At 60.5% G+C, this 23,672-nt stretch carries 26 protein-coding genes; 14 read left to right on the plus strand and 12 right to left on the minus strand.

Going from position 1 to position 23,672, the window contains the following annotated elements; genetic code table 11:
• From JHD73_RS10530 to JHD73_RS10550, 5 genes are all read left to right on the plus strand, one after another.
• Window positions 1-873: N-acetylmuramidase family protein (locus tag JHD73_RS10530; protein WP_199030239.1), on the plus strand; the 873-nt coding region annotated here is incomplete at its 5' end.
• Complete coding sequence (locus tag JHD73_RS10535) at window positions 851-1,378, plus strand: hypothetical protein (protein ID WP_199030240.1); 528 nt, start codon at window positions 851-853, stop codon at window positions 1,376-1,378. The genes JHD73_RS10530 and JHD73_RS10535, both read left to right, overlap by 23 nt.
• A 31-nt stretch (window positions 1,379-1,409) precedes the next feature.
• Window positions 1,410-2,126 carry a hypothetical protein gene (locus tag JHD73_RS10540; RefSeq protein ID WP_199030241.1) on the plus strand — a complete coding sequence of 239 codons (717 nt, stop codon included), beginning with the start codon at window positions 1,410-1,412 and terminating at the stop codon, window positions 2,124-2,126.
• Window positions 2,127-2,418: 292 nt separating this feature from the next.
• Window positions 2,419-3,051, plus strand: a complete 633-nt coding sequence (locus tag JHD73_RS10545; RefSeq protein ID WP_199030242.1) for a hypothetical protein — start codon at window positions 2,419-2,421, stop codon at window positions 3,049-3,051.
• Window positions 3,052-3,147: 96 nt separating this feature from the next.
• Entirely contained in the window at window positions 3,148-3,786 is a 639-nt protein-coding gene (locus JHD73_RS10550; protein WP_199030243.1) for a hypothetical protein, read from the plus strand.
• Window positions 3,787-3,839: 53 nt separating this feature from the next.
• Here the strand turns inward: JHD73_RS10550 and JHD73_RS10555 are convergent, their stop codons facing one another.
• Window positions 3,840-6,155, minus strand: coding sequence for an AAA family ATPase (locus JHD73_RS10555; protein WP_199030244.1), 2,316 nt, complete (start codon window positions 6,153-6,155; stop codon window positions 3,840-3,842).
• Between the two features lie 544 nt (window positions 6,156-6,699).
• On the opposite strand from JHD73_RS10555, the gene JHD73_RS10560 reads away from it, so the two are divergent.
• The 5 genes from JHD73_RS10560 to hemP all read left to right on the plus strand — a co-directional run bounded on the left by JHD73_RS10560 (window position 6,700) and on the right by hemP (window position 11,168).
• A complete protein-coding gene (locus tag JHD73_RS10560; RefSeq protein ID WP_199030245.1) occupies window positions 6,700-7,356 on the plus strand; it encodes an energy transducer TonB in 657 nt (218 codons plus the stop codon).
• A gap of 45 nt (window positions 7,357-7,401) precedes the next feature.
• The gene (locus JHD73_RS10565; RefSeq protein WP_199030246.1) at window positions 7,402-8,130 is read left to right on the plus strand and encodes a MotA/TolQ/ExbB proton channel family protein; all 729 of its coding nucleotides are present in this window, start codon (window positions 7,402-7,404) and stop codon (window positions 8,128-8,130) included.
• Window positions 8,131-8,153: 23 nt separating this feature from the next.
• Window positions 8,154-8,567: a biopolymer transporter ExbD gene (locus JHD73_RS10570; RefSeq protein ID WP_199030247.1), complete on the plus strand. Its 414-nt coding sequence runs from the start codon at window positions 8,154-8,156 to the stop codon at window positions 8,565-8,567.
• A gap of 140 nt (window positions 8,568-8,707) precedes the next feature.
• Window positions 8,708-10,723: a BCCT family transporter gene (locus tag JHD73_RS10575; RefSeq protein ID WP_199030248.1), complete on the plus strand. Its 2,016-nt coding sequence runs from the start codon at window positions 8,708-8,710 to the stop codon at window positions 10,721-10,723.
• 169 nt (window positions 10,724-10,892) lie between these two features.
• Entirely contained in the window at window positions 10,893-11,168 is a 276-nt protein-coding gene (hemP, locus tag JHD73_RS10580; RefSeq protein ID WP_199030249.1) for a hemin uptake protein HemP, read from the plus strand.
• A 224-nt stretch (window positions 11,169-11,392) separates the two neighbouring features.
• Here hemP and JHD73_RS10585 read toward each other — a convergent pair whose 3' ends face one another.
• The 4 genes from JHD73_RS10585 to JHD73_RS10600 all read right to left on the minus strand — a co-directional run bounded on the left by JHD73_RS10585 (window position 11,393) and on the right by JHD73_RS10600 (window position 13,670).
• The gene (locus JHD73_RS10585; RefSeq protein ID WP_199030250.1) at window positions 11,393-11,806 is read right to left on the minus strand and encodes a heme-binding protein; all 414 of its coding nucleotides are present in this window, start codon (window positions 11,804-11,806) and stop codon (window positions 11,393-11,395) included.
• 387 nt (window positions 11,807-12,193) lie between these two features.
• Window positions 12,194-12,517 (minus strand): hypothetical protein, encoded by a 324-nt coding sequence (locus JHD73_RS10590; protein ID WP_199030251.1) that lies wholly within the window; start codon window positions 12,515-12,517, stop codon window positions 12,194-12,196.
• Window positions 12,518-12,669: 152 nt separating this feature from the next.
• Window positions 12,670-12,909, minus strand: coding sequence for a hypothetical protein (locus JHD73_RS10595; RefSeq protein ID WP_199030252.1), 240 nt, complete (start codon window positions 12,907-12,909; stop codon window positions 12,670-12,672).
• Window positions 12,910-13,172: 263 nt separating this feature from the next.
• A complete protein-coding gene (locus JHD73_RS10600) occupies window positions 13,173-13,670 on the minus strand; it encodes a phasin family protein (protein ID WP_199030274.1) in 498 nt (165 codons plus the stop codon).
• 253 nt (window positions 13,671-13,923) lie between these two features.
• Here JHD73_RS10600 and JHD73_RS10605 point away from each other — a divergent pair, with 253 nt between their 5' ends.
• The 4 genes from JHD73_RS10605 to JHD73_RS10620 all read left to right on the plus strand — a co-directional run bounded on the left by JHD73_RS10605 (window position 13,924) and on the right by JHD73_RS10620 (window position 16,437).
• The gene (locus tag JHD73_RS10605; protein WP_048932735.1) at window positions 13,924-14,106 is read left to right on the plus strand and encodes a CsbD family protein; all 183 of its coding nucleotides are present in this window, start codon (window positions 13,924-13,926) and stop codon (window positions 14,104-14,106) included.
• A 149-nt stretch (window positions 14,107-14,255) separates the two neighbouring features.
• Entirely contained in the window at window positions 14,256-14,456 is a 201-nt protein-coding gene (locus JHD73_RS10610; RefSeq protein ID WP_199030253.1) for a glycine zipper 2TM domain-containing protein, read from the plus strand.
• A gap of 156 nt (window positions 14,457-14,612) precedes the next feature.
• Window positions 14,613-15,575 (plus strand): nodulation factor ABC transporter ATP-binding protein NodI, encoded by a 963-nt coding sequence (gene nodI / locus JHD73_RS10615; protein ID WP_199030254.1) that lies wholly within the window; start codon window positions 14,613-14,615, stop codon window positions 15,573-15,575.
• A 40-nt stretch (window positions 15,576-15,615) separates the two neighbouring features.
• Window positions 15,616-16,437 carry an ABC transporter permease gene (locus JHD73_RS10620; protein WP_199030255.1) on the plus strand — a complete coding sequence of 274 codons (822 nt, stop codon included), beginning with the start codon at window positions 15,616-15,618 and terminating at the stop codon, window positions 16,435-16,437.
• Between the two features lie 81 nt (window positions 16,438-16,518).
• Here JHD73_RS10620 and purF read toward each other — a convergent pair whose 3' ends face one another.
• From purF to JHD73_RS10655, 7 genes are all read right to left on the minus strand, one after another.
• A complete protein-coding gene (purF, locus tag JHD73_RS10625) occupies window positions 16,519-18,057 on the minus strand; it encodes an amidophosphoribosyltransferase (protein WP_199030256.1) in 1,539 nt (512 codons plus the stop codon).
• 97 nt (window positions 18,058-18,154) lie between these two features.
• Window positions 18,155-18,652: a CvpA family protein gene (locus tag JHD73_RS10630; RefSeq protein WP_021194903.1), complete on the minus strand. Its 498-nt coding sequence runs from the start codon at window positions 18,650-18,652 to the stop codon at window positions 18,155-18,157.
• 81 nt (window positions 18,653-18,733) lie between these two features.
• Window positions 18,734-19,606: an SPOR domain-containing protein gene (locus JHD73_RS10635; RefSeq protein ID WP_199030257.1), complete on the minus strand. Its 873-nt coding sequence runs from the start codon at window positions 19,604-19,606 to the stop codon at window positions 18,734-18,736.
• Window positions 19,607-19,708: 102 nt separating this feature from the next.
• The gene (folC, locus tag JHD73_RS10640) at window positions 19,709-21,019 is read right to left on the minus strand and encodes a bifunctional tetrahydrofolate synthase/dihydrofolate synthase (RefSeq protein ID WP_199030258.1); all 1,311 of its coding nucleotides are present in this window, start codon (window positions 21,017-21,019) and stop codon (window positions 19,709-19,711) included.
• 95 nt (window positions 21,020-21,114) lie between these two features.
• Entirely contained in the window at window positions 21,115-21,987 is an 873-nt protein-coding gene (accD, locus tag JHD73_RS10645; protein WP_199030259.1) for an acetyl-CoA carboxylase, carboxyltransferase subunit beta, read from the minus strand.
• Between the two features lie 37 nt (window positions 21,988-22,024).
• Complete coding sequence (gene trpA, locus JHD73_RS10650; RefSeq protein ID WP_199030260.1) at window positions 22,025-22,822, minus strand: tryptophan synthase subunit alpha; 798 nt, start codon at window positions 22,820-22,822, stop codon at window positions 22,025-22,027.
• A 15-nt stretch (window positions 22,823-22,837) separates the two neighbouring features.
• Window positions 22,838-23,656 (minus strand): site-specific DNA-methyltransferase, encoded by an 819-nt coding sequence (locus JHD73_RS10655; RefSeq protein WP_199030261.1) that lies wholly within the window; start codon window positions 23,654-23,656, stop codon window positions 22,838-22,840.
• Window positions 23,657-23,672: the final 16 nt, after the last annotated feature.

The following is a 23,672-nucleotide window of genomic DNA, read 5'->3' on the forward strand; positions in this document are numbered from 1 at the left end:
TCACGGCTCATCATCAAGCACGAGAGCGAATGGGCCAACCCGGACAAGTGGAAGCAACTGACCGGCGCCATCGAGGAGAAAACCGGCCCGAAAGCCCAGCATAACGCCGAGCAGCAGCGGATTGAGAAGCTTGTGTGGTGGGAGGCGGTGAAGGCCAAGCTGCCCAGCCTGCCGGACTCGGATGTGTTTCATATTCAGCCGGGGGCGTTGGTGGGGAATTTTCTCAAACCGAATACTCATCCTGTCATTCTTATCAATGGAGAGAAAGTTGAACTTGAATTTCTGATCAGAAAAAACAAGGAAACTATTGATGAGAACGACTACATTGCAGCAGCGCAGGAACTCAACTGCGAAGTCGCTGCCATTAAAGCTGTAGCCGCCTCGGAAACCGGCTCATCTGGAAGCTACTATCATTTCCCTGAGTGGGACGACGTCCCAGCAATTCTGTACGAGCGGCACTATTTTCACCAATTGACTTCCGGAGCATATGACAACTCAAACCCAGACATTTCCAACGCCTCTTCTGGTGGTTACGGCATTTACTCCGCTCAGTACGGTAAATTGTTACGCGCCTATCGTTTAAATAAGAGCGCAGCCCTTAAATCTGCATCTTGGGGGAAATTTCAAATCATGGGCAGAAATCATGGCGCTGCCGGCTACGAAAGCGTTGAAAATTTCGTTGCGGCCATGAGTCAGTCAGAAAAGAACCATCTCATGGCATTCGTTAGCTTCATCAAAGCAGACCCTTTTTTATTAACGGCAATCAGAGCAAAGAACTGGCACAATTTTGCCGTAAGATACAACGGCTCGGCACAATCCGGCTACGACACAAAAATGTCTCAAAACTACAATGCCATCAGCAGCCAAAACTAATATCTTCCTGGCAATTATTACAATAATCGCCATCTCCACCACCAGCGCTCATGCGAGCAACTCCCTTTGCAAGGATGAAGATGAGGTATATTTTTCTTGCAGCACGAAATCAAAAAAACTCATATCACTCTGCAAATCAACATCACAACCTGACTCGACAGAGATCATATCCTATAAATTTGGAACAAAAAGAAGAGTCGAGCTTGAATTCAGCACAACTCAAGAACAATTAAAAGATAGATTTTCACGAAACCACTATTTCCGTTACCTAACGGAATATTTGCGAGTAAATTTCACAAACAATAACTACCAATACAGCTTATTCAAAGATTACGATCAATCTATAGACAAAGCACCTCGTTTCGGAGTTATCGTTTCGAACTTGTCCGATCCATCCGTTGAGCACGAAATATCATGCGCCTCTGTTACTGTTGACAAGCTGCAGGAGTTCGCCAAGCCCCTCCCCTGCAATCCTGACAGCGCCCTTGGTTGTGCGGCGCTCTGACCCGAGGCGTGAGAAGAAGTGGGGCTAAATCGTGGAGGCCAACGCCTTTCTTCAGCAAGGTCGCAATTGGATTCGCAACAACTGCGCCAACACCAATGCCTGGAAACAGCTTGGGCTGCCCAGCGATCCCACCATCCTGCGCGATGGCAAAGGCACCAAGCTCTATGTGGCGCCCTTTCAAGAGGGGCAGGATGCACCGTGCACCGATGTCACCCTGATCGAAACTTTCTCCGAACTGGCCAAACACCCGGAAAACTGCCACACCGAAACTGCACTAGGCGTCGACGGCCAAAAGCGGAACTGGTGGAAAGTGGACGGCGCCGACATGCCGCACACCGACATCAGCGGCTGGGTACGAGAACAGAACCTCGCCGGTGGCCGCGTCACTCGCGAGTTCGCCCAATCGTGGATCGACTTCGATACCGTGGAAGACGAACGCGGCCCCACGCACGCGATGTTCGCCACTACCGAGGCATACGTCGACTACCGAACGGGAGCGGACGTGCCCGAGCCCGCAGCGCTGGCCAAGATCTACCGCACCGCCTTCCCGACCGGCGATGGCCGCCAAGCCACCGATCAACTGCGTGACATCACCGGCGACCCGTGGCGCGCCTTTGCCCTATCACGCCAGATCATCCAGCACGAAAGCGAATGGGCCAACCCCGGGCAAGGGGACAAAGCTGATCCAAGCCATCGAAGAGAAAACCGGCGCAAAGGCCGAACACGAGGCCGAGCAGCAGCGGATTGAGAGGCTTGTGTGGTGGGAGGCGATGAAGGGGTTAAAAAAGTCACCCATCCAATAAATAGTGGATACAAAGGCCTCGCCGAGCGCCAGCAATTTAAAATAGAAATATCAACAATTTTCAATAAATATTTTTCATCCGGCTGCACAAATTATTAACAAAACCCTAGCCTTACTAGCCATTGCCGCCTATCACTCTGCGCAAGCTGAATTCGCTTGCAATGACATCCGCGGCGCACAAAGTCACCAACCACTATCAACGGCAGGAGGAATTATTTGCTTTGTAAAGCAGCACGTATTGGAAAAAAATAACGGCAACCCAGTCGGCACCGATGAGATCAGCTTGTATTTTATACAAAATGGACAAAAGCCAAGGAGAGCGGAAGGCAGAGGACTTCTCTATGAAGAATCCCCAGGCGAAATAGTTGATGCCTTTACTATTCATATCAACCAGGATAACGAAGATAAGATCATCATTATCCAATCCATAGAAATCCGTAACTCTCTTGTTGAGCCAAATTCCTCCGGAAAATTTTATTCCGTCTCTATATTCGATCAATCAGACTCTACCTTGCGCAGGAATGAGAAAATTTCCGAGTGGTTTGGGGATGACTACAGTTGGCTGATCGGTGGAAATAGAACTTACAAGCACCCCTACACAACGCGAAATCTAGTTCCAGAAGCAAAAAAATCACTATTTTCCCCACTAATGAATCAGGAGGCATCCATTCCCGTATCAGTTAAGTACAAAAGTTATTTATACAACAACCCCAACGCTCAAGAAATAACTAAAAAATATCTAGCAAATGAAGATCGCGCCACTGTCGACAAAGCCACTGGCGAGTGGTGCCGAATAAATTACAAAAGTGAGAAACGACCCTTAAAAATGTGGATGACATGTGATGCCATCGACGCAGAAAATCTCAACTAAAATCAGCCCCATCCTCAAAAAAACACTGACATCACCGCTAGCGCCCCAATGATCTCAAAAACTATTTAATTAAAAAATAATAATCAATAGCGTAACTTGACAACGAAAGGCATCATCAATCTACTGGCGATCACCATCCTAACAATCCTCAGCGCGCCGACCCTAGGCGCAGGCGACATCAAAGCATACAGAGGAGACCACGGGATAGCACTAATGATCGAATCCAATGATCATAGAACTTTCATTATCTTTGGCGGAGCGATACCAAACGGCAGCGCCACAGCCGCCGGCTGTCTTGCAAAAATAAAACTAACAAAACACGAAACACCGAATTATTTTGAAGGAAACCTATCCCCGACAAACAACAAAATATCCAACACAGATGAATCAGATATCAAAAACAAGTTAGGCGGACTATACATTCTCAAAAACAAAATCCAGGTCGGAGGCATCGATACATCAGGAATTTGCGCAGACGGCATTGATTTTCACGGAAACTACAACGAACTCAAGACAGAAGACAAGCAATACACCAATACATTTACTTATTTTCTCGATTTAATCAACCAAGACGCTATCAATTCAGCCAAAGAACAAAGAAAGAGCAAGGCAATTGAAGAACTCGAACCATTCATCTTGAACAAACCGAAAAATTGCGACGACGATGCGCAATGCAAAGAAATTTTTGGGTCGGCGAAGAGGAACTACATGGAATTGATCAATTCCCAGAAATAACGCGCCCCACCTCGAACCCAAAGCCCGGCACTCAGACGCGCGAGCTCCGCGAGTCAACGCGGCACAAACCCAATCGACCGACGCTCCCGCAACTCCGGCTTGATGGAATGCTCTTGCCGCAGCTGCGCGAGAAACGCCTCCGGCTCCAGCGCCTCGCCCAACAGTAGCGACTGCTGCTTGACCACCGCAAAATCCCCCGGCGTGAGCATATCGAGCGAGGCCAGAATCTCGCGCCACACCGGCTTGAGCGCATCCGCATTGCCACCCAGCGCCTCGGCAATGAACATCTGCTCGCGCTGTGCCCGCATCAGCGGCCTGAAGCGGATCTTGAACGCAAAGCGCCGCAGCGCCGCCTCATCCAGCCGATCAAACAGGTTGGTCGTGCAGATGAAGATGCCGTCAAAGCGCTCCATGCCCTGCAGCATCTCGTTGACTTCTGACACCTCGTAGTTGCGCACAGCAGCCTGGCGGCTCTGCATGAAGCTGTCGGCTTCGTCGAGCAACAGGAGCGCACGCTCTTCTTCGGCGCGCGAGAACATGGCGGCAATCTGCTGCTCTGTCTCGCCCACGTACTTGCTCATCAGGTCTGACGCACGACGGATCATCAGTGGCACGTCGAGCTGGCTAGCGATGTGCTCGGCCAGTACGGTCTTGCCCGTGCCCGGCGGCCCGAAGAAACACAGCGTGCCGCGCTTACGTGCGCGCAGCGCTTCGATCACGCGCTCCACGGGAAACCGTGTCTCCAGGTTCAGATAGTCGAGCTTGTATTCGGTCACGACACGGTGCGCCGGCACTTCGGGGCGCAAGCCCATGGCCTGATCCGCATGATCGAGCTGGCGCACGATCAACGATTCCGCCGACTCCTCCATCGTCGGCTGCGTCAGACGTGCGAAGCGCGCCGCGGAATCGATCTGCGCAGGCGTGAGTGTCTTGCGCGCGGCCAGCTTGGCCATGAAGGCATCCGACACCTCCAGCCCTTCCAGGTGCTTGCGGATGATGCTCTCGCGCACCGTGGGCGGCGGCACCTTCAGTTCCAGATGGAACTGGAAGCGGCGCAAGTACGCCGGGTCAATCTGCCGAATCGAGTTCGACACCCAGATCACTGGCACCGGGTTCTGCTCCAGTGTCTGGTTGACCCACGCCTTGCCGTTGACGGAGCCGCGCGGCTCTTCATGCCCGAACAGGCTCATCAGCTCGCGCGTCGGGCCGGGGAACACGTCTTCCACTTCGTCAAACAACAGCACAGCGCCAGGCCGCCCCCGCAGGAAGGCCTGCGAGACCTGCAACGAGCGGTAGCGGTCTTTGCCGGAGAGGCTGTTGCCATCTTTGTCGAGGCAATCCACCTCATACAACTCGCAGCCGGCATCGCGCGCCAGCACGCGCGCCAGTTCGGTCTTACCGGTGCCAGGCGCACCGTACAGCAAGATGTTCACGCCCACAGCACGCGTCTGCGAAGCGTTCTCCAGCAAGGCGCTCAGGTAACGGGCATCGGTCTCGACGTGTGGATAGTCGGTTTGCGCCAGCGTGGTCGGCGGCGCGGGGCGCGTGAAGACGGCCATCATCTCCGCCTCGCTCGCGTAATCACCCAGCAGCACATGCAGCAGACGATCGGAGATGCGCATCAAGTCGCCCAGATCGGTCACGCTGTTCTCGGGCAACGGCGGCTCGATCAGGCCAAGTGTTTCCAGCCGCGAACCAGGGCGCAGGGAGCCAGCCACTTCGGCGATGCTCGCGCCTGCCAAACCCGCCAGCAACTGGAAGGCCTCCTGGCTGTGAGCGACCTTGCAATCGACCATCACCGCCCGCAGGTCACGCTTGTACTTCACCAGCGACGCGAACAACAGCAACGCACGCTCATGCGGCGGCAGGCCCAGCACGCGCGCCAGCATGTCGATGTTGCCGACCAGCAGCACGCGCTCGCTGGATAGTCGTTCACCCAGTGCATCGCATGAAGCACCAAACACGGTGAACATGTCCTTGGCGTGATGCTTGACGTACTCGTCGAGGTAGTAGAACAGCGAGCTTTCATCAAAAGCGCTGCTCCACTGGCCATGGCGGTCCATGAAGGTAGGCAGATCCAGCTTGCCGACGGCGCGCCAGCCCGGCATATCAGCACAACGCGCTGCCAGGAAGCGCTGCAAGCGCTGGATGACCGTCACGGGCCAGATCAGCTCCGGGGCGCAGACCGTGAGGATGTCATTGATGTTGGTGCGCAGATTGAAGCGCAGACCCATCGCGCACACGGTACGCAGCGCAAATTGCGCGCACATGGAGTCCAGTGACGACAACAGCGACTGAGGCTGCCTGCCGCCCGTGGGGACGAACGTACCATCGTCGGCGTCGTCCAGGCTGAGGTTGGCTTCATCCATGGTCGCCCCCTATTCACCGCTTCCCCGTTCACGGTTGGCCGGCCGGTCACCGTGTTTGAATGCTTTTTATCCTAGCGTGTTTGCGCTCACTGCGTACCCGGGTCGACCCCCAATGGCCGCAAGTTGCGGGCCCGCAGAGCCCATGGGACCAAAGCGCCTGGGCAGGCAGTTCTCCGCTATCCGTCATCTGGATGTGCAGCCCACCCCACGAAAGACGCGGAAGGAAGTATGGGATTCCTCGCAAATAGGAATCATTATCGTTTATACTTTTTCCTATAGCTGCAATAGGCTGAAACAAAGTCGCACCCCGACTGTCGCAACACTGTTGCATGTTGCGGGCCTAAAATACCTGTCATGCCGTCGGCGACCCCGCCGGCACCAACGCTAGGCACCATGGAACTGCTCCTGAGTCTGCTCATCAGCATCGGGGTTTCGCTGATCGTCTTCGGCAAGCGCTGAAGCCGAGCCTTGTTGAACGGTTGCCCTCCCAACACCCATTGCCGCGCTCCGCCCTACTTTTTCCGCTCTCGATTCCCGGTCGTTGATGATTCACCCTCGTACTCTCAAGATTCTGGTGGTCGTGCTGTTGCTGCACGCGGGCGTGCTGATGCTGATTCAGCTTGGCCTGATCCAGTCGCCACTGAGCAAGGAGGAGCCGCCTGAGCTGCAGGTCAACCTCATCCCCGCCACGCCGCAACCCATCAAGCAGCCGGAGCCGCCCAAGCAGCAGCCGGTCAAGCAGGAGGCGCCCAAGCAGGTGAACATCGTCAAGCCGGTGGCGCAACCCAAGCCAACACCGATGCCGACGCCCAACCTGCCACCGTCAGACAACGCGCCCGTAGCACCAGCCACGCCGCCTGCGCCGCCGGCTCCACCCGCTGAACCTGCGCCCGCGCCTGCTGCCGCACCCAGCGGCCCGATCAGCGTCGGGATCAACGACATCCAGTGCAGCGATCCGCAGCCGGTGTATCCGTCGATGTCGCAAAAGATGGGCGAGGAAGGCCGTGCTATGGTCAAACTCTCCATCGGCACGGCGGGTGAAGTCACCAATGTGGCGCTCACGTCGTCTTCCGGTTCACCGCGTCTGGACCGCGCGGCCACCGAGGCTGCCCGCTCCATCAAGTGCACCCCGTACAAGCAAAACGGCCATGCCGTGCCCGTCGTGGCAAGCAAGCCGTATGTCTTCAAGCTCGATAATTAATCCATTCCGACTCTCGCTTCATCAGGACAACTCAGGAAACCCATCATGCAGGAACTCGGTCTTTCCCATCTCTGGACACAAGGCGATATCGTCGCGCGCGGCACGGCCATTCTGCTGCTGATCATGTCGCTCGCCTCGTGGATCGTCATCCTCACCAAGGCGTGGGACATCGTGCGCCTCAAGTCGATGGCGCAAGGCGCTGAAAAGCGCTTCTGGCACTCCGACGACTTCGATCACGCCATGCAGACGCTCGGCAGCCCCAAGGACAATCCGTTCTACGCACTCGCGCAAACCGGCCGTGAAGCCGCGCAGCACCACCGCGCCAGCCAGCCGCAACTGCATGATGTGATGGACATCTCCGACTGGCTCACGCGCTCGCTCAAGAGCGCGATCGACGAGTCGGTCGGCCAGATGCAATCGGGCCTGGCCGTGCTGGCCTCGGTGGGCTCGACGGCACCGTTCGTCGGCCTGTTCGGTACGGTATGGGGCATCTATCACGCCCTGCTGGGTATCGGCGCATCGGGCGTGCCGGCCATCGACAAGGTCGCCGGCCCCGTGGGCGAATCGCTCATCATGACGGCCTTCGGTCTGGCCGTGGCCATTCCGGCAGTGCTGGGCTACAACGCGCTTACGCGTGGCAACAAGTCCATCATCGCCAAGCTCAACCGCTTCGCGCATGACCTGCACGCCTACTTCGTGACCGGCGCGCGCCTGCGTCCGGGCACCTCGCGTGACGATGCCAGCGTCCGCCTGGCCGCGGTCAAGCAGCAATAATTCAGCCGAATCAGGGAGCCCCCATGGCCTTCGGTACCTTCGACAACGATGACGAGGTGATGAACGAGATCAACATGACGCCGCTGGTCGACGTCATGCTGGTGCTGCTCATCATCTTCATCATCACCATTCCCGTGATCAACCACGCGGTGAAGATCGATCTGCCACGCGCATCGAACAAACCCGACGACGCCAAGCCGCAAAGCGTGAATGTCGAGATTGACGCGCAGGGTCAGGCGTTCTGGAACAACCAGCCGGTGGATGAAGCCACGCTGCAAGCCAACATTGCCCAGGCCGCGCAACAGCAACCGCAGCCGGAGATGCACCTGCGTGCCGATCGCAACGTCCGCTACGAGCGCGTCGCTCAGGTGATGGCGGCCATCCAGCGCGGAGGCCTGGCGCGCATCGGCTTCGTGACAGAGCCTGAGCGCAACTAGGACAGTTGACGCAACATCCGCTACATCGCCTCGAACCCCCGTCCTTGCACGGGGGTTTGTCATTTCTGGCACCCTCCATTTGCATTGGAGCGGCGCTGGCGGTACTTTTGCGGCCATCCCCGCAATCAGAAGGATCCTACATGGCCAGTTCTCCCGCCCCTTCCGACATCGCGCCGCCGCGCACCACCCTCGTTCCACAGGTCGTTGTGCCATCGCTGGTCGTGCTGGTCCTGCTGCTCGTGCTGTGCACCGTACAGCCCGAGCTGGCTGACCGCGCCTTCGGCATCGCACAACGCTGGGTCACGGGGCACTTCGACTGGTTCTACATGCTGGCGGTCACGGGCTTCCTCGTGTTTCTGATCGTCGTGGCGGCCAGCCGCTTCGGCGACATCCGCCTGGGCCCCGATGAGGCCGAACCGGAATTCAGCTTCGTCTCCTGGACGGCGATGCTCTTCGCGGCCGGCATGGGCATCGGGCTGATGTACTTCGGCGTGGGCGAGCCGATGCAGCACTACCTGCAACCGCCGACCGTCGCACCGCAAACCGCCCTTGCCGCGCGCGAAGCGATGCTCTCCACCTTCTTCCACTGGGGCCTGCACGCATGGGCCATCTACGGTGTGATGGGCCTGGCGCTGGCGTACTTCGCTTTCCGCTACAACCTGCCGCTCACCATGCGCTCGGGCCTGTATCCGATCCTGCGTGAGCGCATCAACGGTGTGCTGGGCCACGGGGTGGATGCCTTCGCCCTGATCGGCACGATTGCCGGCATTGCAACCACGCTCGGCTACGGCGTGCTGCAACTCGGCGCGGGCCTGCATCAGGTAGCGGGCTGGCAAACCGATTCCGACACCTTCCGCGTGGGCCTCATTTGCGTGGTGGTGGTACTGGCCGGTGCGTCGGCCGCATCGGGGCTCGGCAACGGCGTGCGCCGGCTCTCGGAGCTGAACCTGACGCTGGCCTTCCTGCTGCTGGCCTTCGTCATCATCGCTGGCCCCACCATCTTCCTGCTGCGGGCCTTTAGCGAGAACGTCGGCAACTACCTGTCGAACCTGGTCAACCTGTCCTTCCGCACCTTTGCCTACACGCCTCCCAACTCGTCCGGCTGGTTCAGCGGCTGGACGATTCTCTACTGGGCATGGTGGGTATCGTGGTCGCCGTTCGTCGGCATGTTCATTGCGCGCATCTCGCGCGGGCGCACGGTGCGGCAATTCGTGATCGGCGTGCTGATCGTGCCGACCGCGTTCAACCTGCTGTGGATGACAGCCTTCGGCAACAGCGCCATCTGGCTCGACACACATCAGGCGGCCGGCGACCTCGCTCGCACCGCTGGCAATGTCGATGCCCTGCTCTTCCACTTCTTCGATTACTTTCCCGGCACTACGGCACTGTCGTGGTTGGCCATCGTGCTGATCGCCGTGTTCTTCGTGACCTCGGCCGATTCCGGCGCGTTCGTGATCGACACGATTGCTTCGCGCGGCGCAGAGCGCTCACCCGTATGGCAGCGACTGTTCTGGGCGGTGGTGCTCGGGGCGACCGCCGCCATCCTGATGTTGGCGGGCGGCCTCAAGGCCTTGCAAGCGATGACACTGGTCGCAGCCCTGCCGGTGGCGATCATCATGGCGCTGCTCTGTTACGGCCTGTGGCGCGGCATGTCGGCTGACCGCGCGCACTACTCGCGCGAACTGGCCCCCGCCACATCCTTCTGGAGCGGTCAGCGCTGGCGCCAGCGTCTTGCGCAGATGGTGAACCCATCCACCGACGCCGATGTGCGCACGTTCCTCGCCAAGCAAGTGCTGCCGGCCATGAACGATGTGGTGAAAGAACTGAGCCGGCGCGGCATCGAGGCGCACGTGCTTGAAGCCGAAGACAGCGTGCGCCTGGTCATTCCCGACCCGTCGGACCGCGATTTCGTCTACGGCGTGCGCAGCGCGAGCAAGGCGCTCCCCGTCGCGACACCAAGCCAGGCAGCGGCCCCCGACCACGCACTCACCCACGAGCCCGTCACCTTCTTCGAAGACGGTCGCGAGGGCTACGACATCGAGTACCTGCGCGGTGAAGAGATCATCGCCGACATCCTGCGCCACTACGAGCGCTACCGCGTCCAACGCACAGACGAGCGCACGACCCTCCTGCGCGAAGCGCCAGGACATACCTGATCCGACACACAACCGGGCCGTGCGCCCGGTTTCTTTTTTAAGGGCTGGCGGGCAGCCATCAGCACATCCTCAGATGCCACTTGTAATGATAACGATTCTCATTTAGACTGCCTGGCATTCGCTGGAACCCTTGCCAGCCAACGCTTTTCCGCCAGCCAGGACCTTCACCATGAATGCTGCCGAACACCAAGATGCAGGACGCACCGTGACCCGTCGTCGCCACGTCATCGTGGCCCGTCAGCGCCCGGCGAGCCTCAATGCCGCACCGGCCACCGCGCCTGCAGCAGCACCAGCCGTTGAAGCCCCCACCGCGACTATCGGTGATACGCGGATCATGACCTCCGAACAATTGTTTGCTGGCCAGGGCGCTGTCGCCATCCGCCACAACGGGGCGATCTACACGCTGCGCGTGACACGCTTCGGCAAGCTGATCCTGACCAAGTAACACGCAACACGTACCGACTTTTGTGGGGACGTCTCTCTCAGGAGACATTCGGCACTAGCCAGCCATCGTCATTTCGCGTTGGCAGACATCAGACCCGTCTGCCGGACGACCGCCAGCCAAGCCGTTCTTTCCCGCCGGCGCCCATCCGGGCGAGCACGCAAAGCAAAAGGGCGCGACCTGCGCCGCGCCCCTCTCCTTCGATTCGCGTCTTCGCGATCGGCAACTCAGCAGATCACGTGCACCGCGGCAATGCCCGCCTTGGCGATCTGCACGTCTTCCGACGACTTCACGCCCGACACACCGACTGCACCGGCGCATACGCCTTCCACCAGCACGGGCACACCGCCTTCGAGCATGCCTTGCAGATGCGGCGCCGACAGGAACGAGATGCGGCCGTTGTTGATGATGTCTTCGTAGACCTTCGATTCACGGCGGCCCAGTGCAGCCGTACGAGCCTTCTCCGGTGCGATGTACGACGAGATGGTCGCGCAGCCGTCCATACGGCGCAGGCCCATCAGGTGGCCGCCATCGTCAACCACGGCAATCGTCACGGCCCACTGGTGCGCGCGTGCTTCCTTCTCGGCGGCATCCAGGATCTTGGTGACATCGTCCTGGCACAGGCAGGGCTTGGTTTTCATGACTCGTTCTCCTTGGTTGTGTTGAAGCAAGTGCGCGAAGGCTGCGTCGAGCGCGCATAGGGCGAAAGTATGCCACTGGCCTGCGTCGCTGCTACAGCGCAATCCTGACTACCTGACGCAAATGAGCCGATACATCTAGTGCCTCCAGTATCGTCGCGTATGCGCCGCGCGCCAGTTCTTCGTGCCGACCTTAGCATGCGCTGCACACACGGAAGATGTGCAAAGAAAAAGCCAGGGAATAGCCCGGGCTTGATGTTGCGATGCGACAGAAGATCCCACCATCTCATTACGGTTCATGATTGCCATAGAGGCACGCGTGAACGGATCCATTGCGCATGCGCAAAGAAAAAGGCTCCCGAAGGAGCCTTCCTGTATCCCGCAGCCTCATTAACGCCAACGCCCCCAGTGACGGCCGTCATACCACCGATAACGCGGCCCCCAACGGTACCAACCTGACACACCGACCACAACTGCCGGAGGCGGGCCATAGTATGCGGGTGCAGGAGCGTAGTACACCGGCCCGGGAGGCGGCGCGTAGTAACCCGGCGGCGGAGGCGGCGGATAATAAACCGGAGCGGGTGCGACATACACCGGTGCCACCGGCACACCAATCCCAATGCCGACGCTTACGTGCGCCGACGCCATCTGCGGCACTGCCAGCACAGCCAGTGCGGCCGCACCTGCAATCAACAGCCCATTACGTCGATCCATTGTCTTCACCTGCTGCTTAAGGCACCGGGTAGAACCGCACCAGCGCCGATTACGGTATCTGTATTGTATTCAGGGCCTTAGACACAGGTGATACGGTGCTAACGATTTGGTAACAGAACGTAACGCCACATGGCTGCGGTAATCCGCGCGACTCAGTTCCACGCAGGGCTGCAGTCGAACTGCCCCGCGGCGATCATTGCTTCTGCATAGGCCCGCGCGGCTTCAAGTGCAGTGCCTGCATTCGAATAGGTATTGACCGACTCGCGCACAGTGGTACGCGGCAACAGGATTTCTCCGTCGCTCACGCGCAGGATGCTCACTTCTGCGCGCCAGGCGTTGGGGGAAATTTCATAGGCGGAGACTTCGATCTTGCAATCGCCTCGGAAGGTCATACGTCCTCCGGTTCGCGTTGAGTTATCGGGTCGCGCGCATCAATGCACGAACAACCACATCAGCAGCAACACGAACGCGGGAAGGCCCAGGAACCATGCAACCAGGTAGGGCACAACCACCTCCTTCATGTTGATGGACATGTAGGAAGTGTAGAGATCGGCGCTTGGCGCGCGTATCGAAGCCTGCCCGCAACGCCCTGTAGGACTGCGCCGAAATCCATGTCGGCCCACTGCCGACGAACCTCCCCCGTGTGGAGGAGCACTCAATGTGCGGTATCGCGCTTGTCGACAACGCCACTTGCTTCGGATACAGCCACCTCTGCCGCTTCTGCGGCAGCGACCTCCAGCCCGACAGATGCCTTGAGAAACTTCACGGCCGCCTCAGCGCCCGGCGGCGCAGCGTCGGCCAAGTTTTCTGCGACGAAGCCCCATTGACGACGCACCTCATCACCATGACGCTGCAGCGCGCGAGTGATGCCGTTCTGCGTCTGCACACCGATCTCGATGAAGTTGCGTGTGTAGCCGGAAACACGCTCTCCGGCGGGTTGCAGAAACCGCGCCTGCGCACCGAACCACTGCCCGGCATCCTGCGCACCTGCCGCCTCGTGCAGACACTGTTCCGTCTCTCCAAAGCCGGCCTTGAGCGCCTGGAGATTGAGCCCAATCAGGCGGTTGACGCCGTCAACCGCTTCTTCCGTAACGGCCAGCCACGCCTCGATTTGCGATCGATGCAGGATGCCGAGTTGCTCCAGAGTCATCATGTCGATTTCTCCCTTGGGGATCGTGAGAATGGTGGATGAATGGATCCGGCGCGTGCCGATATGGCCGGGCGTTTCAGTGTAGCCATCGTGCAAGCCTATTTCTGTGACATCCCCGTTTGTCCTACAGGTCTTTCGGACAACGTCACCTGGGCACGAAAACCACACGCTGTAAGCTGCAACGGTGGCATCGCGCCACTCGTCAATGCCGGTGGGCGACCCCCTGCACCGGCCGACCAACAGAGGGATCGACACCATGAATAAAGACCAAGTGAAGGGCCGTCTGCAAGAAGCGAAAGGCAAGATCAAGGAAGTGGCCGGCAAGGTGACCGGCGATGAAAAGACGCAGGTCAAGGGCAATATCGAAAAGAACATCGGCAAGGCACGCGCCACCATGGGCGATGTTCGTGAAGATGTGAAGAAGACGCTGGACCGTTAGCAACGCGCAAGAATGGGGCGGAACTTCCGCGCCAGCATCCGCGTTCAATGTGTGGGAATCGGCTGACACGGTTTTCAGGCATCGGCCCCTGCACATCATGGCCTGCACGGCCTTTAATGCAGGCATACGAACGATAAAAGGAGTGTGCTATGCGTGCCTTCGTATCCTTGTTACTGGCGGCCGCGTTGGCATCCGTCAGCGGATGCGCGGACATGACGCCCAAGCAGCGCAATACCGCGTTGGGCGCGGCCGCAGGTGGTGTCGCCGGGGCGGCCATCTGGGGCGGCCCGGGCGCAACGCTGGGTGGCGCGGCGCTGGGTGGCGTGATCGGTAACGCCGCCACCAGGTAATCCGCCACATTCGCAGCGGTCGTGCGCTGCAAGGCAGGGGCCAGACAGTGTTGTCTGGCCCTTTTTGCTGCCTGAGCGCAACCAGACCATCGCACATTCCCCTCATACGCATATGCCTACGCAAGCGCATAATCAGCGTTTTGCAACGGAGGCGATGTGCGATACGAGCAACAGGGCTTTGGCGTGAGCAGCACACCGATCCTGAGCGTCGAAGGCTTGCGCAAGCGCTATGGCGATCAAACCGTCGTCGACAACCTGAGCTTTTCCGTACGGCGCGGCCAGTGCTTTGGCTTGCTGGGGCCCAACGGTGCTGGCAAGACCACCACGCTGCGCATGCTGCTCGGCATGACGATGCCCGATGCGGGTGCGCTTCAACTGTGCGGTGAGGCGGTTCCCGAATTTGCGCACCGTGCACGCATGCGCGTGGGTGTGGTGCCGCAGTTCGACAACCTCGACCCCGATTTCACCGTCTCGGAAAACCTGCGCATCTTCGGGCGCTACTTCGGCTTGTCCTCCGCGGCCATCCGCGAGCGCATCCCTGCCCTGCTGGAATTCGCGCGGCTCGAACAGAAGGCCGATGCACCGGTACGCGCGCTTTCCGGCGGCATGAAGCGCCGGCTGACCGTGGCGCGCGCACTCATCAACGACCCAGACATCCTCGTGATGGATGAGCCCACGACCGGGCTCGATCCGCAAGCCCGCCACCTGATCTGGGAGCGCCTGCGTTCACTGCTGGCCGGTGGCAAGACCATCCTGCTGACCACGCACTTCATGGAAGAGGCCGAGCGCCTGTGCGATGAGCTGTGCGTGATCGACAACGGCCGCAAGATCGCGCAAGGCAAACCGCACGAACTCATCGCACGCGAGATCGGCTGCGATGTGGTGGAAGTCTACGGCGACGATCTCTCCGCCCTGCGCACGTTGCTCGAACCCCTTGCCGAGCGCGTGGAAACCAGCGGCGAGACCCTCTTCTGCTACGCACGCGATCCACAACCACTGGTAGCCGCCCTGCGCGCGCAGACCGAAACGCACACCATGCCCGGCCTGCGCTACCTGCACCGCCCCGCCAACCTTGAAGACGTGTTCCTGCGTCTGACGGGCCGCGAGATGCGTGATTGATGCGGCGTGACAAATGCGACGCGATTGAACGAGCCGACCCATGTCCAACGAAGCCACCCTGATCGCAGCCCCACGACAGGCGTATCCGCAATCGCTGCGGCCGCTCAATTTCCGGAACTGGCAGACCATCTGGCTGCGTAACTTCATGGTCTGGCGCAAGCTCGCCATCCCCTCGCTCGCCGGCAATCTGGCCGATCCGATGATCTACCTGTTCGGTCTCGGGCTCGGCCTGGGCCTGCTGGTCGGGCATATCGACGGAGTGTCGTACATCGCGTTCCTGGCCGCCGGCACGGTGGCTTCCAGCACGATGATGTCGGCGAGCTTCGAGGCGATGTACTCGGCGTTCTCGCGCATGCACGTGCAGCGTACGTGGGAGGCCATCCTTTATGCGCCGCTCACCCTGGGTGACGTGGTGCTCGGTGAGCTGATCTGGGCGGCCAGCAAGTCCGTGCTCTCGGGTCTGGCGATCATGCTGGTGGCGGGCGTTCTCGGCTATGCATCGATGCCGCAGGCGTTGCTCGCGTTGCCGGTCATCGTGCTCACGGGTTTTACGTTCGCCTGCCTGGCGATGAACATGACGGCGCTCGCGCCCAACTACGATTTCTTCATGTTCTACCAGACGCTGGTGATCACGCCGATGATGCTGCTCTCGGGCGTGTTCTTTCCGCTGTCGCAACTGCCGGCGCCCGTACGCGCGATCACGAACGTGCTGCCGCTGCCGCACGCGGTCGAGCTGATCCGCCCGCTGATGCTGGGCCGCACACCTGACAACGTTCTGCTGCACCTGGGTGTACTGCTGCTCTATGCCGCTGTCGCACTCGTGCTGTGCCTGTGGCTGCTGCGCCGTCGCATGCTCAAGTGACGCGGTCAACCAAGCGCCCAGCAAAAGAAAAGCCCGTCTCAAAGACGGGCTTTTCTTTTGCTGCGGGTGTTGCTGATCCGCTTACTCGTTCACTGCCGAACGCTGCAGATGCAATTGCGTGCGCGGATCGTCGTTCTGCGCATTCTCGCGATCCGCAATGGCGGCCGAACTGTTACGTGCGGTCTCAAGCCGATCGAGATACGCCTCGTCGATGTCGCCCGTCACGTACTTGCCGTCAAAGCACGACGCGTCGAAATCCTTGAGCGCCGGGTTGACGTCGCGCACGGCACGCTTCATGTCCTCCACGTCCTGGTACACGAGTTGGTCTGCACCGATGATCTTGGCGATCTCTTCGTGCGTGCGGCCGTAGGCCACCAATTCGCCGCGCGTCGGCATGTCGATGCCATACACGTTCGGGAACTTCACCGGCGGCGCAGCCGAAGCAAAGATCACCTTCTTCGCGCCCGCGTCACGTGCCATCTGCACGATCTCCGACGACGTCGTGCCGCGCACGATGGAGTCGTCGACGATCAGCACGTTCTTGCCCTTGAACTCGATCGCCATGGCGTTGAGCTTCTGGCGCACCGACTTCTTGCGCACCGCCTGACCCGGCATGATGAAGGTGCGGCCCACGTAGCGGTTCTTGAAAAAGCCCTCGCGGTACGGCACGCCCAGGTGGTTGGCGACCTGCATGGCGGCCGGGCGCGACGAATCCGGAATCGGCATCACCACGTCAATCTTGTCGGTCACTTCGCGCTTGATCTTCTCGGCCAGGTAGTCGCCCATGCGCAGGCGTGCGTCGTACACCGACACGCCATCCATGCGCGAGTCCGGACGCGCCAGATACACGTATTCGAAGATGCACGGCGAGAGCACCGGGTTCTCGGCACATTGCTTGGTGTGCAGCTTGCCTTCGAGGTCGATGAAGATGGCTTCGCCGGGCGCCACGTCGCGCTCGAACTTGAAGCCGATGCCTTCCAGCGCCACGGATTCGGAGGCGACCATGTATTCGATCTTGCCGTCCGGCGTTTCCTGGCTACCCAATGCCAGCGGGCGGATGCCGAACGGGTCTCGCACCGCCAGGACGCCATAGCCGGAGATCTCCGCGGCGATGGCGTACGAGCCGCGCACGCGGCGATGCAAGCCTTCCACGGCCGTAAAGATGGAATCGCGGTCCAGCGGAATGTCGTTGCTGGCGCGCTGCAGTTCATCAGCCAGTACGTTCAGCAGCACTTCGGAGTCGGACTGCGTGTTGATGTGACGGCGATCGCGCCGGAACATCTCTTCACGCAACTGATCGGAGTTCGTCAGGTTGCCGTTGTGTGCCAGCACGATGCCGAACGGCGCGTTGACGTAGAACGGCTGGGCCTCTTCCTCGCTGGACGAGCCAGCGGTCGGATAACGCACCTGGCCGATGCCGCTCGTGCCCGGCAGACCACGCATGTTGCGCGTGCGGAACACGTCACGCACCATGCCATTGGCCTTGTGCATATGGAAGGTGTTGCCAGCCGCAGTGGCAATGCCAGCCGCGTCCTGCCCCCGGTGTTGCAGAAGCAGCAGACTGTCATAGATCAGCTGATTGACGGGCGTGGAGGAAACCACGCCAACGATACCGCACATGTCGATCTCCAGCGAGAGCGTATTGGTGGCGCCTGCACCCGTTGCCGGCGCCGAAAAAGCTTCCCAGATCGTCTAGCTGGTGGCCAGACGCTCCGGATCAATAGTGAACATACTTCGCGACGTCAGGCGGCAACAGTGGCTTGGCTGCCCGCGCAGCTTCCTCCGCATACGGCCGGCTGATCGCGTCGCGCCAGAACGGTTGCTCAGGCAGGCTGGTAAAGCCTGCCACCGTCATCAGCACGAGGATGATCACGCCACCGCGTGCCAGCCCGAAGACCATCCCCAGGCCGCGATCCGCCGGCTTGAGCCCGGCGCTCGCCAGTGCCGCCGAGAGCAGCGCCCCCACCAACGACGTCGCAATCACCGTCACGATAAACAGTAGGACGAAACCGAGAATGGTGCGCGCCACCGGTCCACCCGGCAGCGACTCTGGCATCCAGCCTGCGGCCACACCCGAAAACGTATACGCCACCCACGCGGCAAACAGCCATCCAAGCAACGCCAGCACTTCGCGAATCAGCCCGCGAAACAACCCGATCAGCGCAGACGTGACGACGATAAACAGCACGCCATAGTCAAAGAAAGTCGGTTGCATCGGACAGCGGCTTGGATTGACTTGGACTACAGGTGGTGTGGCAGGTCAGTGAATCTGGCGAGTGCACGTAATCCAGCATCGTTATTGCTGAACGAGCTTGGGGGTCAGGCCGATCTGCTCGGCGCGCTTCTGCGCGGCTTCCGCTGCAGCACGATCGCTGAATGGGCCTGCACGCAGCAGCGCCAGATCCCCTTTTTCAGGCACCTTCTTGTGTTCGATGTAGCCGGGAATCTTCTCGGCCTTGAGCTTGCTCAGCCAATTGCGCGCGCGGTCTTCAGAGGCAAACGCACCAATCAGCAGGACGAACTTGTTGCCGCTGGCATCCGTGCTGGGCGCGGTGGCTTGTGGCACAGGCTGGGCCGGTTTGGCAGCCGGCTTGGAATCGGGGGGCGGCGTCAGGCTGGCGACCGTCTTGGGCGGTGTCGGCTTGGCCGACGGCGTGTTCTGCACAGGTGCCGGCGTGGGCGGGTTGACTGTCGGTGTATCAGCAGAAGCAACCACCTCTTCGCCCTGATCCAACGCTTGCGGTTGGTCTGCCGACGAGCCCGGTGCACGCGGTGCAGAACGACGGCTCGCTACCTTGGGTTCATCGGTAGACGCCTTGGCGCCCCGGTCGATCGGTTGATCCTGAATCTGCACAGCCACTGCATCGGTCACAGGGCGCGGCTTGGCGTCAAACACCAGCGGCAATACCACCACAGCGGCCCCCACCAGCACCACCGCGCCGATCAATCGGCGACGGGCGCGCTGCTTTTGCGGGAGTTCGGGGTCGAGACCATCGTCGTCATCGTCCATACGGCGAGAGGCGCGGCTACGGGAATTCGACGATGCGCGGGACGAGGTGCGCGATTCATGGACCGCATCGCGGGCCACATCGGCGGCACTGCCAGCGGCGCCGCGTGAGCGTTCGCCTTCAGCGTTCTTGCGGGAGGAGAAGATGGAAAACAGTCCCATGGATTGCGCTCGGTTTGGCTCTCAGACGATGCATGCGAGGGCAGCGCCGACGCCCGGGTCGTCCTGTGACCCGGCGCTGCCCAATGTTGGCAATGCGCTTGACTAGTGCGCGCGGTTCTTGCGCTCCGCAAGCACACCAGCAACGGTGAAGAACGATCCGAAGACCACGATTCTATCATCCTCAGTCGCACGCTCCATGGCGTTGCGATAGGCTGTGGCGGGATCGCTGAATGTGCTCACGCTCGACTCCTTGCCTGCTTGGAAGCCGGCATCCGTCAGTGCCTGCTCCAGGCGCGCGGCGCTGGCTGCACGCGGCGTCGGCAGATCGGTCAAGCACCAATGATCGACCTTATCGAGCATGTGGCCGAGTACCCCGGCGATGTCCTTGTCCTGCATGGCGCCGAACACCGCGTAGGTGTAGCGGAAGAAACCCATGTTTTCGAGGTTCTGGCCGAGCGCCGCCGCTGCGTGCGGGTTATGCGCCACATCCAGGATCACTGCTGGGCGACCAGCCATGACCTGGAAACGACCGGGCAATGCCACCTGCGACAGCCCCAAACGCACGTCCTGCGCGGAGATAGGCAACCGGTCGCGCACCGACTCCAGCGCAGCCAGCGCCGCCGAGGCATTCAGCAACTGATTCGCACCGCGCAGCGCCGGATAGCCCAGGCTCGGCCAGCGCCGCCCGCGCCCGCTGAAACCCCACTGCTGCTTGTCGCCCTGGAAGTTGAAATCGCGGCCAATCAGCCAGAGGTCTGTGCCAATGGCCTCGGCTTGCTTGACCAGGGAGATGGGCGGCACCGGATCGGAGCAGATCGCCGGCTTGCCCGGGCGGAAGATCCCGGCCTTCTCAAAGCCGATCGCCTCGCGCGTGTCACCCAGGTAGGCCATGTGGTCCAGGTCGACGCTGGTGATGATGGCGCAATCCGTGTCGATGATATTGACCGCGTCCAGCCGCCCACCCAGGCCAACTTCGAGAATGACCGCATCGAGCCCTGCGTTGGCAAACAAATGCATGATCGCCAGCGTGGTGAACTCGAAGTACGTCAGGCTGACCGGCTCGCCGCGGTCGTCACTCAGGCTGCAGCGCGCGCGCTCAACCGCTTCGAAATGCGGCAGCAGCATCGCGTCGGTGGCGATCTCGCCGTTCACGCGGGCACGTTCATTAAAGTCGATCAGGTGCGGCGACGTGTGGCAACCAACCTTGTAACCGGCGGCCAGTAGAATCGCCTCCAGCATCGAGCAGGTCGAGCCTTTGCCATTGGTCCCGCCAACCGTGAAGACGACGGATTTGAACTCCAGACCCAACGCGTCACGCACGCGGCTGACGCGGGCGAGGCCCATGTCGATGCCGACCGGGTGTGCAGTTTCCAGGTGGGCGAGCCAATCGGGAAGGTTGTCGAATGTAGGCATGCGAACGGTGTGTGGCACGGCTTTGTGGAAACCTGCCGCGCAAAAACAAGAAGCGCGGACTCTCGCCCGCGCCTCGGTTCAACAGATGTGGTGCATCAGGCCAGTGCGTCGACCGGTTGCTTTTGCAAGAGCGCCAAAAGTTCGGCGATCTCGCGGCGCATGTTGCGGCGGTCGACGATCATGTCGATGGCACCCTTCTGCAACAGGAACTCGGCACGCTGGAAGCCTTCCGGCAGCTTTTCGCGCACGGTCTGCTCGATCACGCGCGGGCCGGCAAAGCCAATCATCGCTTTGGGCTCGGCAATCACCACATCACCCATGAAGGCGAAGCTGGCGGACACACCACCCGTGGTCGGATCGGTCAGCACACTGATGAACGGCAGCTTGGCCTCGGCCAGCTTCTGGATCATCGCAGTGGTCTTGGCCATCTGCATCAGCGACAGCAGGCTCTCCTGCATGCGCGCGCCGCCCGAAGCCGTCACGCAAATGAACGGCACCTTCTGCTCCAGCGCCATCTGCGCACCACGCGCGAAGCGCTCACCCACTACCGAGCCCATCGAGCCGGTCATGAACTCGAACTCGAAGCAGGCCACCACCACCGGCAACGCATGAATGGCACCGCCCAGCACGACCATTGCATCGGTCTCGCCGGAGTTTTCCATGGCGGCCTTGATGCGGTCGGGGTATTTCTTGCTGTCCTTGAACTTGAGCGGATCGACCGGGAGGATCTCCTGGCCCAACTCAAAACGACCTTCGGCGTCCAGCAGTGCATCCAGGCGGGCACGTGCGCCGATGCGCATGTGGTGATCGCACTTCGGGCAGACGTGCAGATTGGCTTCGACGTCGGTACGGTACAGCACCGACTCGCAGGCCGGGCATTTGACCCACAGGCCTTCCGGAATGCCCTTGCGTTGCGACGGGTCGGTCTGTTGGATCTTGGGCGGAAGCAGTTTGTCCAGCCAGCTCATGCGTGCTCCTTGAATGCGCTCGCGCGAAGAATGTGACTCAGGCATCCAGCGCCTGGCGAATCTCCGCGATGAAATCAGTCAAGTATTGTACCGCTTGTTCGCGGGGTGCCTCTTCAAGCAATTGCACAATGCGGGATCCAATGACCACCGCGTCGGCCACACCGCTGATTGCACGTGCCGTTTCCGCATCACGGATGCCAAAACCGACCCCTACCGGCAGCCGCGCGTGCTGGCGAATCTGCGGGATGCGCGCCGCCACGGCGTCCAGATCGATGGTGGCCGCGCCGGTCACGCCCTTGAGAGAGACATAGTAGATGTAGCCGCTGGCCACGCGGGCGATTTGCGCAATGCGCGCCTCGGTGGACGTGGGTGCCAGCAGGAAGATCGGATCGATACCGGCTTGGCGCATGGTCTTGGCAAAACCCTCGCACTCCTCGGGCGGGTAATCGACCACCAGCACGCCATCCACACCGGCCTCGGATGCGGCCTTTGCGAAGGCGTCAACACCCATGCGCTCGATGGGGTTGGCGTAGCCCATCAGCACCACGGGCGTGGTCGTGTCGGTGGTGCGGAATGCACGCACGTACTCCAGCACGGTGCGCAGGCCGACCTTCTTCGCCAATGCGCGTTCAGAGGCGCGTTGGATGACCGGGCCATCGGCCATCGGGTCGGAAAACGGCACGCCGAGTTCGATGACGTTGGCGCCGCCCTTGACCAGGGCGTGCATCAGGTCGACGGTCATCTCGGGGTACGGATCGCCCGCCGTGATGAACGGAATCAGGCCCTTGCGGCCCTGCGCGGACAGTTGCGAAAAGGTTTGAGCGATGCGGGACATAGGGGGATCAGTGTGTCAGGCGACCTTGATGATGTCGGGCGCCTCGGATTCAGTCGATTGGGCAGAAGGCGCTGCCGCGTGCACGGCAGCCACGCGTTCGCGCGCGACGTGGCAATAGTCGGCATTGATCTCGAAGCCGGCAAAACGGCGGCCAAGTCTTGCACATGCCGCAGCTGTGGTGCCACTGCCCAGGAACGGGTCCAGCACGAGGCCGCCCGGCGGGCAGCTCGCCAGGATCATGCGCTCGACCAATTCCAGCGGCTTCTGCGTCGGGTGTTCGGCGCGCTCGGGGTCTTGCCGGTGCAGACGCGACACACTCCACACGTCCTTCGGGTTGTAGCCGACTTCCAGCCACTTCTTACCCTCGAAACGCTTGCGGCTGCGCGCTTTCTTGGTCTCCGCATCGTACGGAATGCGTACGGCGTCGACGTCGAAGTAGTAGTCGCGCGAAGCAGCAAAGAAGCCGATGTTGTCGTGCACCGACGAGAACTTGCGCGTGCTGCCGCCCATGCTGGGCACGCGGCGATCCCAGATGATCTCGTTGATCATCATGAGTCGCTGCTTGAGCATCACGAACAGTTCCGGCGCGTATTGCCACGTGCAGAACACGTACAGCGAACCGTTGCGCGCCAGCTTCGGCACCAGCGCGTCGATCCAGCGTTCCGACCAGGCCAGGTAGGCATCGCCCGACAGCTTGTCGGAGTCGTTGCCGTAGTCCTTGCCCAGCCCGTATGGCGGATCAGCGATGACGAGGTCCACGCTGCCGTCAGCCAGATGCCCGACCCCGGTGATGCAGTCCTCGTTGAAGATGCCGTCGATGGCGCGCTCGGTCATGCGGGTGCCAGTGCCT

The sequence above is a fragment of the Ralstonia sp. ASV6 genome, from assembly GCF_016429285.1.
GTDB lineage: Bacteria > Pseudomonadota > Gammaproteobacteria > Burkholderiales > Burkholderiaceae > Ralstonia > Ralstonia flaminis.